Raw genomic sequence first — 15,187 nt, 5'->3', positions numbered from 1 at the left:
CGCTTGGAACGTTCTCAATTGTTTAAAACGATATTTTTTCTTAAGCATTGCTTGGTTTTTTTAGTAACAAATCAAGCGTTGAGCCTATCTGAGTTATGGCATAGTATTTTGCTATGTTTTAAACACCCGTTTCCCTGGAGAGCGCCATGGCTCAATCTGATACGGTGACACGTATACTCGACACCGCTGAAGTGCTGTTTGCAGAGCGAGGTTTCGCTGAAACTTCGTTGCGCAACATCACTAGTAAAGCGCGCGTCAACTTAGCCGCTGTGAATTATCATTTTGGCTCCAAGAAAGCATTGATTCAGGCCGTTTTTTCGCGCTATTTAGACCCCTTCACTCAGCGATTTCATACCGCACTTGATGAGCTGGAAGCGACCCATGCAGGGCAAGTGATTCCGCTTGAAACCCTGCTTGAAACCATGGCAAACACTGTCCTTGCGGTGCCTGCCGAGCGCAACAGTTTAAAAGTGTTTATGCGCCTGCTAGGCCTTGCCTACAGCCAGGCCCAGGGACACTTGAGGCGCCATATTCAGCAAGAGTATGGTGACGTATTCACACGCTTCACTGAGCTAGTACGTAAAGCCACGCCGGATCTCCCTGACGCTGAGCGCTTTTGGCGGCTACACTTTATGTTAGGTACAGTGATCTTTACGCTTTCAGGTTTGGACGCGCTACGCGACATTGCTGAAAAGGATTACCACGAACAGGTCACCGTTAGAGATTTAGTTAGACGGCTGCGGCCCGTCGTGGTGGCAGCCATGAACGCGCCGTTACCTCTTGCTTTAGAAGAAGGAAATCATGCAAACGCCCAGGCTAGCTGAGCTACCTCCCACTGAAAGCATCTGGCTGGAAATTGATACAACTCAGCAACAGTTGCGCTGTTGGCGCGGGCCTAAGGTGTTGCATGAGTGTGCTATTTCTTCAGGTGCTGCTGGAATTGGTGAGCGTAACGGCAGTGGTAAAACGCCTCATGGTTGGCACTATGTTCGAGCAGCTATCGGCGAAGGCTTGCCAGAAAATGCGGTGTTTCGCGGCCGCCGTTGGACAAGTGAAGTGCTTACCCCAGAGCTTGCCGATGTGCATCCAGCGCGCGATTGGATTTTGACCCGCATTCTCTGGTTGTGCGGTCTAGAGAAGGGGGTTAACAGAGGAGGGCAGGTAGACTCCCAGCGTCGCTATATTTATTTGCATGGCACGCCGCCTGACCAGCCAATGGGTGTCGCCGCTTCCCACGGCTGTATTCGATTACGCAACAGTGACTTGCTGTATATTTTTTCTTTAGCCAACCCGGGAACGCCGGTTTGGTTGCATGGCGATCGGCAGTGTTTTGATTAATTGAGCTTTGATTAACTGAGATTTGATTCACTAATACGCACGTTAACGCTGCCCAAATTTTGACTCCGCTAGACGATCGTCTAGAATCATCGCCCCTTTTCATGGACCTATCTCGATGACTCAACCGCTAGGCCCGGTCATGCTCGACCTTGAAGGCCCAAAATTGACTGCCGCAGAAAAGCGCTTGTTGCTTGAACCTGAGGTAGGGGGCGTTATTTTGTTTGCCCGTAATGTGGAAGATGGCTACCAAGTTCGCCAACTGTGTAGTGACATTCGACGCGTGCGCGCCGATTTGCTGCTCGCGGTTGACCAAGAAGGTGGTCGTGTTCAGCGCATTAAAAAAGGCTTAACACGGCTTCCGGCCATGGCGCGCATTGGCGAAAGTTATGTAGCGAATCATGTGGATGGTCTGGCGTTAGCGAAAGATGCAGGCTGGCTATTAGGTATGGAGATGGCTGCCTGTGGACTGGACTTAAGTTTTGCTCCAGTGCTCGATGTAGAGAGTGGTATCTCCAGCGTTATCGGCGACCGTAGCTTTAGCGGCGACCCGCAACAGGTGGCCCAACTGGGTAGTGCATTTATCCAAGGCCTTCACGATGCAGGTATGGCCGCTGTGGGAAAGCACTTCCCAGGGCATGGGGGCGTCGCCGCCGACTCCCACGTTGCGCTGCCGATAGATGATCGTCCGTTAGAGGTCATTAAACAGCACGATCTTGTGCCCTTTGTGCATCTAGCCTCCCAGTTAGAAGGTGTCATGCCAGCTCACGTTATTTATAGCGCCTTTGATTCGCGCCCCGCTGGGTTTTCACCAAGCTGGTTGGGCATGTTGCGCGAGTCGCTCGGCTTTAAAGGCTGCGTTTTTTCTGATGATTTGAGTATGGCGGGAGCTCACGAAGCAGGGAATCCCCAAGACCGTGCCCGCGCAGCGTTAGCAGCAGGCTGCGATATGCTGCTGGTGTGTAATGACCGGATAGCCGCACTTGAAGTGATGGAGGCGTGTAAAGGGGTTGAGACTAAGCGGCCCGCCAAGCTTCGCTATAGCCGTGCACGTCCTGATCTAGACGCACTTACCGCGCTAGGCCGCTGGCGGCGCACCCACGCTAAGTTAGAAGCGCTGGCGGGTAAATAGACGCTCAGTGATTTAATGAAATTGTTAAGCCTTAAACCGCTCTGGAGTTGGTAAATGTCAAAGTTGGATAAAGAAGCGTTAGAGTCGCTAGATTCTATGCGCGAGCTGATGGATAACGCCGACTGCCTAATTTCTCAACAAGAGGTGGAGAGGGCGCTTGATCGCATGGCAGAAGCCATCACGCGAGATTTAGGCGATAAGCTGCCGGTGTTTTACTGCGTCATGAACGGCGGTTTAATTACTACTGGCCACTTACTGACTCGCTTGGGATTTCCGCTAGAGGTTGATTATCTGCACGCCACCCGTTATCGCAATGAGTTGCGCGGTGGAGAGCTTTTTTGGCGTGTCTCCCCGGAGGTGCCCATGGCTGGTCGTCATGTGGTTATCGTCGATGATATTTTGGACGAGGGCGCTACCTTGGCGGCGATTTTGGCTTACTGTGAAGAGGCTCAGGCTGCCAGTGTCACAACGGCTGTGCTGGTGGATAAACAGCACAACCGGAAAGCCGTACCTGGTTTGAAGGCTGACTACTGTAGTTTGGAAGTAGCTGACCGCTATGTGTTCGGTTTTGGTATGGATTACAAAGGTTATTGGCGCAATGCGCCGGGTATTTTTGCCCCTAAGGGAATGTAACCTCGGGGCAATAAAATATTAGCGAGGCGAGAAGCGCCTCGTTAATCCTGTCTCTGCAATCATTCGTGTGGAAATTTCCTCTACCGAGAAGCGCGTCGCATCAATGAAGGGGATGTGCATGGTGCGGTAGAGCGACTCAGCCTGCTCCACTTCTTGATGGCATTGATCCATTGAGCTGTACCGGCTATTCGGGCGCCTTTCATTGCGAATGGCAGCTAACCGGCGTGCATCAATGGTGAGTCCAAACAGCTTGTGGCGATGGGGAGCTAGCGCCTTGGGCAGCTTTAGCATTCCATCTTCATCCAAATCATCTTCGGTTAACGGGTAGTTGGCCGCTCGGATACCAAACTGTAGCGCTAAATAGAGCGATGTCGGCGTTTTACCGCAGCGCGAAACGCCGACAAGAATAATGTCTGCTTTATCGTATTGGTGGGTGCGCGCCCCGTCATCGTTATCCAGCGCAAAATGCACCGAGTGAATACGGTCCATATAGACATCATCGCTGCCAATCGAATGGGTACGCCCAACGCTATAAGAGGAGTGGGTGTTCAGCTCCTGCTCTAAAGGCTCCAAAAACGTCGAAAAAATATCGACTTTGAAGCCTGAGGCTTGGCGAATAACGTTGCGAATTTGCTGGTCCACAATGGTGTCAATAATGATGGGGCGTTGACCATCGCGGTCGGCGGTTGTTTCAATAATCTCTGCTAACGCCTGCGCCTTTTCAACCGTATCAATATAGGGTTTGGTCAGCATATTGATCTCAACATCGCTGAACTGTGCCAGCAGGCTACGCCCTAAGCTTTCTGCTGTGATCCCGGTGCCATCAGAAATAAAAAAAGCCGTACGCGTCATAGCAAGTCCGCCTGTAAGTGATGTGCCTTTGATTCATCCCGCTATTGTGAGCCGAGCGGTTTGCCAGCACAACTTACTGGAGTTCCAGAGTGGCACTCACTACATAAATGGCCTTAAAAGCCCTGGTGTTGTAAAAATCCTCCATTGCCTTCGCTATTAGACCAATGGCGAATAGAGTGGCGCGGTGCTAGGGTGTCTCAATGAATAATCCATGGCCCATAGTCTTCGTGACTATTACTGGCTATGTCGATCTTTATGAGCGAGGGGGTTACGTGGAAGAGTACATTCTGTGGTTCGATCAGTTAGGTATGGCGGACGTCGAACGCGTGGGTGGTAAAAATGCCTCGCTTGGTGAAATGATCTCTAATCTTTCAGGTGCAGGGGTAACCGTGCCCGGTGGTTTTGCCACTACCGCGCATGCCTACCGTGAATTTCTCTCTCATGAACAGCTTAATGAACGCATTAATGCGACGCTTGATCGTCTGGATGTCGACGATGTTAAGGCCTTAGCAGAAGCCGGACGCAACATTCGGCAATGGATTATCGATACACCCTTACCCCCGAGCTTTGAAGCGGCTCTACGCGATGCTTATGGTCAACTGCAGCAGCAACATCCTCAGCTTAAAGTGGCTGTTCGCAGTTCCGCTACTGCCGAAGATTTGCCTGATGCCTCTTTTGCTGGCCAACAGGAAACATTTCTAAACATTGAAGGCTTCGACAATATTAAACGTGCGGTACACGAAGTTTTTGCCTCGCTGTTTAATGATCGCGCTATCTCCTACCGCGTGCATCGTGGCTATGCCCACGAGAATGTTGCTTTGTCAGCGGGTGTTCAGAAGATGGTACGCTCTGAGACCGGCGCTGCAGGCGTCATGTTCACCTTAGACACGGAATCAGGCTTTAAAGATGCGGTGTTTGTGACCGCTTCTTGGGGCTTGGGCGAAACTGTCGTGCAGGGAGCGGTAAACCCTGATGAGTTTTATGTCCATAAACCGACACTGGCTGCTGGACGACCAGCTGTGCTGCGGCGTAATTTAGGCTCAAAGCTGATTAAAATGGTTTATGGCAAAGATGCCAGTGCAGGTAAATCGGTGGATACGGTCGATGTGCCCCATCAAGATCGTGGCCGTTTCTGCCTTAACGATCAACAGGTCATGGATCTTGCTCGTCAGGCCATGACAATCGAGCAGCACTACCAGCGTCCTATGGATATTGAGTGGGCGCTGGATGGTGATGACGGTGAACTGTATATCGTTCAAGCACGCCCTGAAACAGTCGTTTCTCAGCAGGAGGGCGGTAAGCTTGAGCGCTTCCAGCTGCGTGAGAAGGGGCGCACCCTAATCACGGGCCGGGCGATTGGTCAGCGTATTGGGCGTGGGGCGGTCAAAGTCATATTAAGTCCAGACGATATGGATAAGATCCAGGACGGTGACGTGCTGGTCACGGATATGACCGACCCCGATTGGGAGCCGATCATGAAGCGCGCTTCCGCCATCGTCACCAACCGCGGTGGGCGTACCTGCCACGCGGCCATCATTGCCCGTGAGCTAGGTATTCCTGCGGTGGTGGGCTGTGGCGACGCAACTACCCAGTTGCAGGAAGGCATTGATGTCACCGTTTCCTGTGCAGAAGGGGACACTGGTAATGTTTATGAAGGACTGCTGGAGTTTGATTGCAAAATTTCCAGCGTCGATGCAATGCCGGAAATACCCTTCAAAATAATGATGAACGTTGGCAACCCGGATCGCGCTTTTGGTTTTGCCAGCTTGCCCCATGCAGGCATTGGTTTAGCACGGTTAGAGTTCATTATTAACCGCATGATCGGCGTCCATCCTAAGGCGTTGTTAGAGTACGATACGCTGCCTGCGGATTTACAGCAGGTGATTGATCTGCGTACCGCGGGCTATGCTGACCCCGTCAGCTTTTATGTCGATAAACTGGTTGAAGGTATCTCAACGCTGGCAGCCGCGTTCTACCCACAGCGCGTGATTGTGCGGTTATCGGATTTTAAATCTAACGAATATGAAAACCTGATTGGTGGCAAGCTTTATGAGCCGGGCGAAGAGAACCCCATGTTGGGCTTTCGTGGTGCCTCGCGCTACATTTCAGAAGCCTTTCGACCCTGTTTTGAATTGGAGTGTCGTGCACTTAAGCGGGTACGCGACGAGATGGGCTTCGATAATGTCGAGGTGATGGTTCCCTTTGTACGTACCACCGATGAAGCGCGTGAGGTTGTCGAGCTACTTGCCGCTAATGGCTTGAAGCGTGGCGGTGATGCTGACCCTGCAGGTCTGAAAGTCATTATGATGTGTGAACTGCCTGCGAATGCTCTGTTAGCTGATGAGTTCCTTGAGTATTTTGATGGTTTCTCAATCGGTTCCAACGATTTGACCCAGTTAACACTTGGGCTGGATCGTGACTCAGGCATTGTGGCGCACCTTTTTGATGAGCGAAATGGTGCTGTTAAAAAGTTGCTTGCCATGGCAATTCAGGCCTGCAAAGCGAAAGGGAAGTATGTCGGCATTTGCGGTCAAGGCCCTTCAGATCATCCTGATTTAGCGAAATGGTTAATGGAGCAAGGCATCGATTCCGTATCACTCAACCCAGATGCGGTCTTGGAAACCTGGTTTATGCTGGCAGGCCAAAAAATCGAATAATTGAGACTGTTTTGTTTTTCATTTGCGCCCGACCATTGTGTCGGGCGTTGTCATTTTTATAAGCTACCCTTTGTTGTGGCGAGTTTTTTCAGATAGCTTTACACATCCTTGTTGTAAAGCGTTTTAGTCAACTGCTTTTGGAGATTGTTTTTGTAGTCTGTTTTTGTAGTCTGTTTTTGTAGATAGCTTTTTGTAGATAGTTTCGTTGTTCCACAAGACACGGAGAACGCCTGATGTCCCCAAAACGGGTTAAGTACGTGCTGCCAGGTTTGCTGGTATTGCCGCTTTATAGTTGGGGGTTTAGCTATGAAGCACCCTCCATTTCTCCTGAAGTAGAATCAGGTTATGAGGAAAAGCCGGGCTGGTCGGCTGAATCTTTTGCGGTGGCTGCTGCCAATCCTTTAGCCACTGATGCAGGTTATCAAGTACTTCAAGCCGGTGGTAACGCCATTGATGCTGCTATTGCAGTGCAAATGGTATTAAACCTGGTGGAGCCCCAGTCGAGTGGAATTGGCGGCGGTGCTTTTTTGATGCACTACGATGGCGCTGAAGTGCGCGCCTACGATGGTCGTGAAACAGCGCCGCAAGGGGTTAATGGTGAGCTATTTGTCGAAAACGGCGAGCCTTTAGCTTTTATGGACGCTGTTGCAAGTGGTCTTTCAGTAGGGGTGCCTGGCACGCTGCGGATGCTGGAAAAGGCCCATGCGCAACATGGTGAGTTGGCTTGGGCGGATCTCTTTACGCCAGCGATTACCCTAGCTGAGGAAGGCTTTGCGGTCAGTAATCGTTTGCATACTAGCCTTGCCAGCGAAGAGCTACTGCGCCAAGACCCCTTGGCAAGCCAATACTATTATGACGCCGACGGCGAGCCCATTGCGGTTGGAGAAACGCTCAAGAATCCGGCATTAGCAGAAGTGTTCCGTCGTGTAGCGGCGCACGGTAGCGTGGCTTTTCATGAGGGTGCCGTAGCAGAAGATTTCGTTGCGAGGGTACAAAATCATTCGGTGCGTCCGGGCAGTTTGACGCTTGAGGATATGAGTGGCTATGAAGCGCTTGACCGTGAGCCGCTATGTACCCCTTGGCAGCAATGGGAAGTGTGTGGCTTTCCGCCGCCCTCATCGGGTCATCTTACCGTCATGCAAATACTGGGCATGCTTGATAAGCAGCCGTTACTTGAAGCACCGTTAGATAATGGCGCTTCAAGCAGCGGGTGGTTGCACCAATTTTTAGAAGCGTCTCGGCTAGCCTTTGCTGATCGTGGTCGCTACATTGCTGATCCTGAATTTGTGGACGCGCCAGGTGGAGATTGGGAGCTAATGTTGGCGCCTCAGTATTTGCAGCAGCGCAGTGCGCTGATTGATGAAATGAGTATGGGCGACACGGCGGAGCCCGGTAATCCAGGTGAGCTGGAGGTTAGCTGGGCTAGCCAGCCTGAGCAGCCTGAGTACGGTACTAGCCATATCAGTATTATTGATGAAGATGGCAACGCCGTGGCGATGACGACGACGATTGAGCAGGCATTTGGCTCGCGTATATTATCGGATGGTGGCACGGGTCTGGCGGGCGGCTTCTTGCTTAATAACGAGCTAACCGATTTTTCATTTGAACCTGAAATAGAGGGCGAACCCGTTGCCAACCGAGTTGAGCCGGGCAAACGGCCACGTTCAAGCATGAGTCCCACGTTAGTGTTTGACCAGGAAAGTGGTGAATTGGTCGCAAGCTTAGGGTCACCCGGTGGTGCTGCCATTATCCATTACACCGCGAGAACGTTAGTCGCACTGCGCGACTGGGGGTTAAATGCGCAGGAAGCATTGAATTTACCACATGCGATTACCCTGGGTGATGATGTATTTGTTGAAGAGGGACGTTTTGCTGAGGCAACGATTGATTCACTGCGTGAACGTGGTCACACAGTGAGCGAGCGCGAGCTAACCAGTGGGCTGCAAGCGATTATGCGTCTTAACGATGGCACGCTCTTTGGCGGTGCTGATCCACGGCGTGAAGGTGTGGTAATGGGCGAGTAGCGTTTTACTGGCGTAGCCAGTTGCGTAGCTTGACTAACATCAGCGCACCGTCGCTTAACTCGCGACGATCCTGAATAAGCGCCGTTAAACGGTCTGGGTAGTCGGTGATGATGGCATCGACACCCAGATCTATCAGGGTCGACATCCTGGCCCGGTCATTAACGGTCCAGGCATGTATTTGATAGCCATAAAGCCTAGCTAAACGGATTTCCCCTTCGGTAATGCGATTATGGCGTAATCCTAGCGCGTCAAAATTACCTCGATTTAACGTCCCAGGCAGTATTAGCTGGGCGAGCAGGGTAATGCGCAATTCAGGCGCTCGGGCATTCAGATGCGTCAATAAAGCAGGTGACATCGTTGCTATGCGCATATCTAAAAGCGCATTGGGAAACCCGCAGGAAGTATAGCCATCGAAGGCGCTTTGCTGGGTGGCCCAGCAGCGATACCGCAAATCGCTTTCTGCATTGAGTGCATCAATAACAGCATCAGCTAGCGCCTGCTCCTGGCCGGGCAAAGGCTTCATATCGATCATTAAGCCCGCTTTTCCGCGCACCACCTCGAGTGCTTCCTCCAAGGCCGGAATGGTCTCATTTTGGAAAGCATCGCCGAACCAACTGCCCACATCATAATGGCTCAGCTCATCTCTTGTTAGATCCCCAAACTCACGATTATCCCCGGTTAAGCGCGCCAAGCTGCGGTCATGATAAAGCATCACCTGATTGTCGCTGCTTAAACGAACATCAATTTCGACATAATCAGCACCGTCAATGAGTGACTGTTTGACGGCGGCCAGCGTGTTTTCAGGTGCCACCATTGAGCTTCCACGGTGAGCAATCACGGCAACATTGTCGCGTATCTCAAAACTATTCAGAATCCACCATGCCTGAAGGCCCGCAAATATCAGTACGCTAAGCTCAACGGCCCAGGCAAGTTTTCCTGCATTGGTGTTTGCCGGAGGCGCCGCAGGTCGCGTTTCGCGGTGTGCTAGCTGCATATACAGACAAGCGGACAGCAGTGCGTTAGTGGCAATACCGAGAAAGGTAATGGTGAGCGTGACCAGCACATAGCCAATTAAGTACGCCAGCATGGCAGGAATCAGCACGGCATTGTGCTCAGGTAGCCACCAGAGCAGTGGCGTAAACAAACGATCAAATAGTAGCGTGGCCAGAAATGGCAGACTGACAATAATCACTAATAGAAGCAGAACGGCAGCGCCGATAGAACGGCGCCAGCCACGGGTTAAGCGGACGCTACGCTTTAATGCCTGCCAAGGGGGGGTGTTTTCCAGTGCCACTAAGGGAAGGGCTAATAGCCAACGTAAATAGAGCCAGGATGCTGCCCATACCCAAGCAGCAATCAACGGCAGCGCACAGGCAATGAAATACCACAGCACTGGGGGGCGCACCCGCTGTAAATAGTACGGATCAATGCCGCTCAACCAGACGCTGTAAAGCCAGGCAAGGCCCGCCATAAACGGCGCGAGCAGGAGTAAATGCGTGCCTACCTGAAGTATTACCAAACCTGCTAGGGCGGGTAGTCGCCGTGTACTCAGCCACAGAGCTTCAAGTGCCAGTCGATAATGATTATCCCGTGGCCTCACGGCGACTTGAAGCATACCGGCCTGCTGCCAGTAAATAACTAAGAAAGTGAGACCAAGACTAACGAGCATGCCTGCTAGGCCTAAGGGGCTAAATAGCAGGGCGATTAACTCATCATTCGTCACGACAGTGCGATTGAGTTGAGCTAACAGGCCACGAATTACCCAGGTAATGGCAGGCAAAAGCAGCGCAGATGCAAGCAGGGTAAAAAACAGGTGATAAGCGATCAGCGGTCTAAGATGATCGCGTAGTGTGCGTAGTAAGGCAGAGCCAAGGTAGGTCAAAGGCTGCATCGTCATTAAACGGTAAAAATGAACTACCAGGGTGGCAGTAACCACCACGCCTGGCAAGAGGGTCGTTTAAGGCTTATGTGATGAGTACCTAGCAAACAAAGTAATTTGCTAGATAAGTGGCAGTTCTTGCTCAGCAACAATGATGCCGTTGTTATCTGCATACAGCCACTGTCCTGGCTTAAGGGTGACACCGGCAAAGTTGACGTCGACATCACGCTGGCCTTCGCCGCGCTTGTCGCTTCTGCGAGGATGGCTGCCAACGGCTTGAACACCGAGTGGAAGAGTGGCGAGGATATCTACATCGCGCACGCAACCGTACATCACAACGCCTGCCCAACCGTTCGCTACCGCTTGTTCTGCCAGCATATCGCCAAGCATGGCGCAGCGATGTGATCCACCCGCATCTACCACTAGAACCGCACCATCACCTTGCTCTGTTACGGCCTGCTTAACCAGTGAGTTATCTTCAAAACACTTTATCGTGCGGATAGGGCCGTAAAAAGCTTCCAGTCCCCCAAAATTGGCAAACATTGGGTCAAGTACAGCAACCTCTGGGTGGGCATCACATAGGTCAGGCGTCACTATCTCAATGGGGTTCGTCATTTCAGGCTCCTTCATTAGCCGGATAATAAATTCATCAAACAGCGAGGGCTTCAAAACAGCCCGGTGGATATCACCCAAAAAAACGCCCCGCCCTGAAATTCAGTGGCGGGGCGTTCGGTCATCGACTCAGAAAATGTAATAAATTACTTTTCTGCGATGTTGCGAGCATCGGCGATGGGGCGGCCTCAAGAGTTACAGTAACTATCAAGCTTCTTGAGCGACCGGAATCACGTTTGAGGCGATTTTTTGATACTCCTCAATTTCGTGGAAATTCATGTAACGATAGATCTCGCCTGCCATAGCGTCAAACTCGCTCATATAACGCTGATACTCTTCAACGCTTGGTAGACGTCCTTCTACTGCGGCAACAGCGGCCAGCTCCGCGGAGGCGAGATACACATTGGCACCATCACCAAGACGGTTCGGGAAGTTGCGTGTAGACGTAGACACAACGGTGCTCTTGGCAGCAACGCGGGCCTGGTTACCCATACACAGTGAACATCCCGGCATCTCCATACGGGCGCCGGCACGACCGTAAATACCGTAGTAGCCTTCTTCAGTCAGCTGATGCTGATCCATTTTAGTCGGCGGTGCAAGCCATAACCGTGTTTTTAAACTGCCAGCGGGCTGTTTTTCAAGCAGTTTGCCAGCAGCACGGAAGTGACCAATGTTCGTCATACATGAGCCGATAAAGACTTCGTCGATTTTCTGGCCAGCTACTTCAGACAGCAGGCGAGCATCGTCGGGGTCATTCGGCGCACACAGAACCGGCTCTTTAATTTCAGCCAGATCAATTTCAATAATTTCGGTGTACTCAGCGTCCTGGTCGGCACGCATTAGGCTTGGGTTGGCAAGCCACGCTTCCATGCCTTCGATACGACGACTAATCGTACGTTCGTCGCCGTAACCATTACCCATCATCCATTTTAGCAGAGTAATGTTGGATTTCAGGTATTCGGTAACGCTATCTTCAGAAAGCGTGATGGTACAGCCAGCGGCAGAGCGCTCAGCGGATGCATCAGAAAGCTCAAAGGCTTGTTCGACGGTTAGGTCTTCTAATCCCTCGATTTCCAGCACGCGACCTGAGAAAGCATTTTTCTTGTTGGCTTTGTCAACCGTCAGCAAACCTTGCTTGATAGCATAAAGCGGAATAGCGTGAACCAAATCTCGCAGCGTCACACCTGGCTGACGCTGGCCTTTGAAACGTACCAATACGGACTCAGGCATATCCAGCGGCATAACGCCCGTGGCGGCTGCAAACGCTACTAGCCCGGAACCCGCTGGGAAAGAGATGCCCAGGGGGAAACGGGTATGTGAATCACCGCCAGTACCGACCGTGTCCGGAAGCAGCATGCGGTTCAGCCAACTGTGAATGATGCCATCGCCAGGACGCAATGAAACGCCGCCACGGTTCATGATGAAATCAGGCAGAGTGTGGTGTGTATCCACGTCAACAGGCTTAGGATACGCCGCCGTGTGGCAGAAAGACTGCATTACCAAATCAGCTTGGAAGCCAAGGCAAGCGAGATCTTTCAGCTCATCACGGGTCATTGGACCAGTGGTGTCTTGCGAGCCAACGGTAGACATCTTGGGCTCGCAGTACATACCAGGGCGAACGCCTTCCAGGCCGCAGGCTTTACCAACCATTTTCTGCGCTAGAGTAAAGCCTTTACCAGTATCTTTGGGCTGGTCAGGTAGGCGGAAAACGTCAGAGGTCGGCAGACCCAGTGACTCACGCGCTTTGCCTGTTAAGCCTCGGCCAATGATGAGCGGAATTCGACCACCGGCACGCACTTCATCAAGAATCAGCTGCGTTTTCAGTTCAAATGTTGTCAGTACTTCATCGGTGCCTTGCTTGCAGACTTTACCTTCGTAGGGATAGATGTCGATGACATCGCCCATATTCAGCTTGGTAACGTCCATTTCTACCGGCAATGCGCCGGAGTCTTCCATGGTGTTGAAGAAGATAGGAGCAATTTTACTACCGAAACAAAAACCACCAGCACGCTTGTTGGGCGCGTAAGGAATATCGTCGCCGAAGAACCAAAGTACGGAGTTTGTTGCCGATTTACGTGAAGAGCCTGTGCCCACTACGTCGCCGACGTAGACAACTGGGAAGCCTTGAGCCTTAACGTCTTCGATCTGCTTGAGCGGCCCAGTGGTGCCGGGCACTACTGGCTCGATGCCATCACGCTCGTTTTTGAGCATGGCGTTAGCATGTAGCGGGATATCGGGACGTGACCAAGCATCCGGTGCTGGGGAAAGATCGTCAGTGTTGGTTTCGCCTGGCACTTTAAAGACGCTCAGGGTGATTTTCTCAGCCAGCGCCGGTTTAGAAAGAAACCACTCTGCGTCAGCCCAGGATTGAATAACGTCCTTAGCAACACTATTACCATTCTTGGCGCGCACTTCAACGTCATGGAATGCATCAAACATCAGCAGCGTGTGTTTTAGCTGTTCCCCGGCTTCGCGTGCTAACTCTTCGTTATCGAGCAGCTCAACCATAGAAACGATGTTGTAGCCGCCCTGCATGGTACCAAGCAGCTTAACTGCATGTACTTTATCAATCAGAGGAGAGCTTGTTTCGCCCTTAGCGATAGCGGTTAAAAATCCAGCTTTAACATAGGCTGCTTCATCAACGCCTGGTGGAACCCGGTTAGTGATTAAGTCGAGAATGAATTCCTCTTCACCCGCTGGCGGTGCTTTGAGCAGCTCAACTAATGAAGCTACTTGCTCAGCGGTTAAAGGTTTGGGGGGGACGCCCTCAGCGGCACGTTCCTCGACATGTTGGCGGTAAGCTTCAATCACGTTGGGGCCCTCTCATCTACGTTCTCATTTACTTTATGGTGACGGCCTTCACATTGCACGGTGTTGGTTGTGCTTTGTTAAAAGTGTGGTCGACCACATGTGATATACGCTTGACAAACAGCGTCTGGTTGGATGAGAGAGATTCTACGCCAAACTGTCGACAATGTTAAGCTGGCAAGCAGAAGCGTCTCTTGTACTTTGTGCTGATGCATGGATATTAACTGATCAAAAATACGCTTTTAATTAACCATTTGAGGAGAAGATGCGGAAATTTTTTCCAAAAAAATGGATAACATGGCTCTGTGCGGGTGTGATTGTTGTTACAGCACGTTACCATAGTGCTTAATTTATAACCTTAGAGTCATATTAATGCTGATGTGCTCATAAAATGTGTGGAGCATTTTGGGACGTACTTCTACATTAGCAAGAGTAAATGCAGGGTTGTAGAGTTTGAGCAGTAACGGGGAGCTAAGCGTCATGCACGCTTAAATGTTGTACAATAATGAGATACAAGCTCGGTGATGGTGTTATGTCGATACAACTCAGTGAGTTACAAACCAGTGAATTTAAAACCAGTACATTAAAAACTGGCACATTAGAGACTGCTAGTCATACGCTTCAAGCTGACGATCTTTTGCCGGAGAGTCTGCATCAATTTTTAGCCTGCCCAACCCCAGCTGCGTGGTTGAAGTGGGCGCTGGAAAACCCAGAAATCCTTCTGATCGACCACGCTCAATGTGAGAAAAAAGCCGCATCTACCGCGATGAGTTTGCTCTATCGTTATGTTGATCAGCCACTGTTGCTAAGCAAAATGTCACAACTAGCCCGCGAAGAGCTGCTGCATTTTGAGCAAGTAGTAACGTTAATGGAGGCAAGAGGCGTTGCTTATCAACACTTGACTGCTTCGCGGTACGCGGAAGGTTTGCGTCGCCATTTACGTAGTAATGACCCAGAGCGATTGATTGATGTGCTGATCATCGGTGCCTTAATTGAAGCGCGTAGCTGCGAACGGTTTGCTTGCTTAATTCCTTATTTAGATGAAGAGCTTGCCAAGTTTTATCGGACCTTAGTGAAGTCAGAAGGTCGTCACTTTGAAGACTACTTGATGCTTGCCCGCCAGCAAACGTCGAACTCCATTGACGAGCGAATCGCATTTTTTGTGGCGCGTGAAGCGGAGCTGATTACTTCGCCCGATACGGCTTTTCGTTTTCATAGCGGTGTGCCAGCTTAAGCCGCTTAGCCCGGCAGGATA

General features: G+C 51.2%; 11 protein-coding genes. 7 read left to right on the top strand and 4 right to left on the bottom strand.

Going from position 1 to position 15,187, the window contains the following annotated elements; genetic code table 11:
• The first annotated feature begins 146 nt into the window (after window positions 1-146).
• The 4 genes from ACQKE4_RS10265 to ACQKE4_RS10250 all read left to right on the top strand — a co-directional run bounded on the left by ACQKE4_RS10265 (window position 147) and on the right by ACQKE4_RS10250 (window position 3,100).
• Window positions 147-824: a TetR/AcrR family transcriptional regulator gene (locus ACQKE4_RS10265; RefSeq protein WP_427388227.1), complete on the top strand. Its 678-nt coding sequence runs from the start codon at window positions 147-149 to the stop codon at window positions 822-824.
• A complete protein-coding gene (locus tag ACQKE4_RS10260) occupies window positions 802-1,338 on the top strand; it encodes a L,D-transpeptidase family protein (protein WP_427388226.1) in 537 nt (178 codons plus the stop codon). The genes ACQKE4_RS10265 and ACQKE4_RS10260 overlap by 23 nt, the downstream gene beginning before the upstream one ends.
• A gap of 115 nt (window positions 1,339-1,453) precedes the next feature.
• Window positions 1,454-2,467 (top strand): beta-N-acetylhexosaminidase, encoded by a 1,014-nt coding sequence (nagZ, locus tag ACQKE4_RS10255; RefSeq protein ID WP_427388225.1) that lies wholly within the window; start codon window positions 1,454-1,456, stop codon window positions 2,465-2,467.
• Window positions 2,468-2,521: 54 nt separating this feature from the next.
• Entirely contained in the window at window positions 2,522-3,100 is a 579-nt protein-coding gene (locus tag ACQKE4_RS10250; protein WP_007114399.1) for a hypoxanthine-guanine phosphoribosyltransferase, read from the top strand.
• A gap of 18 nt (window positions 3,101-3,118) precedes the next feature.
• On the opposite strand, the gene ppsR is transcribed toward ACQKE4_RS10250, so the two are convergent.
• Window positions 3,119-3,952, bottom strand: a complete 834-nt coding sequence (ppsR, locus tag ACQKE4_RS10245; RefSeq protein WP_290839474.1) for a posphoenolpyruvate synthetase regulatory kinase/phosphorylase PpsR — start codon at window positions 3,950-3,952, stop codon at window positions 3,119-3,121.
• A gap of 272 nt (window positions 3,953-4,224) precedes the next feature.
• On the opposite strand from ppsR, the gene ppsA reads away from it, so the two are divergent.
• Together ppsA and ggt are read left to right on the top strand one after the other, a co-directional pair.
• Window positions 4,225-6,609, top strand: a complete 2,385-nt coding sequence (ppsA, locus tag ACQKE4_RS10240) for a phosphoenolpyruvate synthase (RefSeq protein ID WP_427388291.1) — start codon at window positions 4,225-4,227, stop codon at window positions 6,607-6,609.
• Between the two features lie 233 nt (window positions 6,610-6,842).
• Entirely contained in the window at window positions 6,843-8,633 is a 1,791-nt protein-coding gene (gene ggt / locus ACQKE4_RS10235) for a gamma-glutamyltransferase (protein WP_427388224.1), read from the top strand.
• Window positions 8,634-8,637: 4 nt separating this feature from the next.
• Here the strand turns inward: ggt and ACQKE4_RS10230 are convergent, their stop codons facing one another.
• The 3 genes from ACQKE4_RS10230 to acnB form a co-directional block, all read right to left on the bottom strand.
• Window positions 8,638-10,581, bottom strand: coding sequence for a glycerophosphodiester phosphodiesterase family protein (locus ACQKE4_RS10230; RefSeq protein WP_427388223.1), 1,944 nt, complete (start codon window positions 10,579-10,581; stop codon window positions 8,638-8,640).
• Between the two features lie 51 nt (window positions 10,582-10,632).
• The gene (rraA, locus tag ACQKE4_RS10225; RefSeq protein ID WP_427388221.1) at window positions 10,633-11,127 is read right to left on the bottom strand and encodes a ribonuclease E activity regulator RraA; all 495 of its coding nucleotides are present in this window, start codon (window positions 11,125-11,127) and stop codon (window positions 10,633-10,635) included.
• 204 nt (window positions 11,128-11,331) lie between these two features.
• Window positions 11,332-13,935 carry a bifunctional aconitate hydratase 2/2-methylisocitrate dehydratase gene (acnB, locus tag ACQKE4_RS10220; RefSeq protein WP_427388220.1) on the bottom strand — a complete coding sequence of 868 codons (2,604 nt, stop codon included), beginning with the start codon at window positions 13,933-13,935 and terminating at the stop codon, window positions 11,332-11,334.
• A gap of 529 nt (window positions 13,936-14,464) precedes the next feature.
• Here acnB and ACQKE4_RS10215 point away from each other — a divergent pair.
• Window positions 14,465-15,166: a tRNA-(ms[2]io[6]A)-hydroxylase gene (locus tag ACQKE4_RS10215; RefSeq protein ID WP_427388219.1), complete on the top strand. Its 702-nt coding sequence runs from the start codon at window positions 14,465-14,467 to the stop codon at window positions 15,164-15,166.
• The last annotated feature ends 21 nt before the right edge of the window (window positions 15,167-15,187 follow it).

The organism is Halomonas sp. NPDC076908, assembly GCF_050269715.1.
Classification (GTDB): Bacteria; Pseudomonadota; Gammaproteobacteria; order Pseudomonadales; family Halomonadaceae; genus Vreelandella.
The sequence above is the reverse complement of the archived record's forward strand: the minus strand, read 5'-3'. Positions and strand labels throughout refer to the sequence as shown.

What these genes read in the sequence shown, in the direction of transcription:
- ACQKE4_RS10215 (WP_427388219.1), top strand. Translation starts at nt 14,465, where the DNA reads ATGTCGATACAACTCAGTGAGTTACAAACCAGTGAATTTAAAACCAGT.
- ACQKE4_RS10265 (WP_427388227.1), top strand. Translation starts at nt 147, where the DNA reads ATGGCTCAATCTGATACGGTGACACGTATACTCGACACCGCTGAAGTG.
- rraA (WP_427388221.1), bottom strand. Translation starts at nt 11,127, where the DNA reads ATGACGAACCCCATTGAGATAGTGACGCCTGACCTATGTGATGCCCAC.
- ACQKE4_RS10250 (WP_007114399.1), top strand. Translation starts at nt 2,522, where the DNA reads ATGTCAAAGTTGGATAAAGAAGCGTTAGAGTCGCTAGATTCTATGCGC.
- nagZ (WP_427388225.1), top strand. Translation starts at nt 1,454, where the DNA reads ATGACTCAACCGCTAGGCCCGGTCATGCTCGACCTTGAAGGCCCAAAA.
- ggt (WP_427388224.1), top strand. Translation starts at nt 6,843, where the DNA reads ATGTCCCCAAAACGGGTTAAGTACGTGCTGCCAGGTTTGCTGGTATTG.
- ACQKE4_RS10260 (WP_427388226.1), top strand. Translation starts at nt 802, where the DNA reads ATGCAAACGCCCAGGCTAGCTGAGCTACCTCCCACTGAAAGCATCTGG.
- ppsR (WP_290839474.1), bottom strand. Translation starts at nt 3,952, where the DNA reads ATGACGCGTACGGCTTTTTTTATTTCTGATGGCACCGGGATCACAGCA.